This is a genomic window from Streptomyces adelaidensis (genome assembly GCF_016598475.1).
Lineage (GTDB): Bacteria > Actinomycetota > Actinomycetes > Streptomycetales > Streptomycetaceae > Streptomyces > Streptomyces adelaidensis.
In genome coordinates this window covers 1-1332 of record NZ_JAEMUX010000237.1, presented here as the reverse complement: position 1 = coordinate 1332, position 1332 = coordinate 1, and the positions used below count along the sequence as shown (strand labels likewise).

Annotated in this window: 2 protein-coding genes; both read right to left on the bottom strand. The window is 66.2% G+C overall.

Features of this window, described 5'->3' with window-relative positions; all coding sequences use genetic code 11:
* Positions 1 to 112 precede the first annotated feature (112 nt).
* Positions 113 to 328, bottom strand: a complete 216-nt coding sequence (locus I8N67_RS41545) for a hypothetical protein (RefSeq protein WP_200309533.1) — start codon at positions 326 to 328, stop codon at positions 113 to 115.
* 24 nt (positions 329 to 352) lie between these two features.
* Positions 353 to 895, bottom strand: a complete 543-nt coding sequence (locus I8N67_RS41540; RefSeq protein ID WP_200309531.1) for a reverse transcriptase domain-containing protein — start codon at positions 893 to 895, stop codon at positions 353 to 355.
* Positions 896 to 1332 lie beyond the last annotated feature (437 nt).

The following is a 1332-nucleotide window of genomic DNA, read 5'->3' as shown; positions in this document are numbered from 1 at the left end:
ACGCCCGCCTCATGCAAAGCCCGGAAGCGCCGCAACTCCAGCCACCGCTCCGGTTCCAGCAGCATGCCCCGGGCCTCCCTCATCGCCTCACAACGTCAGCGACAGGCTCCTCTCACCGGCACAGCCCCCAGGCGAACACGCCGGAACACCTCTGCAGATCAACCCGTACGCACCTCTGCACCAGAGCCCGTACGCCGACACCGAGGTTCCCGAGCGGCAGCACATCCTGCGACTCCTCGTCAAAGACGTGCTCATCGGCCCCGAGAAGATCACCATCCGGCACCGCATCCCCGTCCGCGAACACGCCGCCAGCGACGCCCAACATCAAGATCAAGACGCTACGGAGGGTGACTCATGCCCGAGTTACCCATTGCGTTGGGGGCGTGAGCGGTGAGCCCTGGGGAGTTCCCGCCCCGGTCGGAGAGGTTATCCCGCCCTCCAGAACTCCCATCCGCAGCCATGCCCGGATCAGCTTCAGCATCGGCCGGTCCACCACGCGACGGGCCACCTGGGCCATCAGCGCGTCGTGATCGATCGTCCCGAAACAGTCCCGGATGTCGGCCTCGAACACCCACTCCCGCCGCTGGTTCGCCGCGACGCGCACAACTTCGCACGCATCGATCGCGGACCGCTTGGGCCGGAATCCGTAGCTCGCATCGGTGAAGTGGGCCTCGAAGACCGGCTCCAGGACCAGTTTCGCGGCCGTCATCACCACCCGGTCCGCAACGGTGGGGATCGACAGCGGCCGGAACTCCCCCGGCCGCCCCGATTTGGGAATCTGGACCCGCCGCAGCGCTGTCGGACGATACGTATACGTCCGCAGTCTCTCCGACAGATCCTGGAGGAATGCATCCACCCCCGAGGCCGCCACGGAATCGACGGTCACACCGTCCACGCCCGGGGCTCCTCGGTTCGTACACACACCGGCCCATGCCCGCCGAAGAACGTCCATGCGGTGGACATGGCTATACAGGGCATGAAACCGGCGTTCGGGTTCTTGCTTGGCACAGCGGTAAAGCGTCCGCTGCAAGGCTCGGACCTTGTCCAGAGAACGGTCACCCGGTCGCGCGGTACCTTCCTCCCGGCGGATGGAACTAGCCGAAGCGGCACTCATCCGGGTCCCTCCATGTTCGCGAACCGCATCGATGAAGCAGGGGCCCTTCGCTCCCAGCGGGTTGTGTTGTCCCGCCGATCGGCACTACTACGACCCCCTCCGACTGCCTCTCGGCAACCCGCCATTTCCCGGTTCCGCCGGTTATAGGCAGGCCACGCTTCCCGGGCCGCAATACCCGGGGCCGAGGAGGCTCTCTCCAGTTCCCAGGACAACCTTCC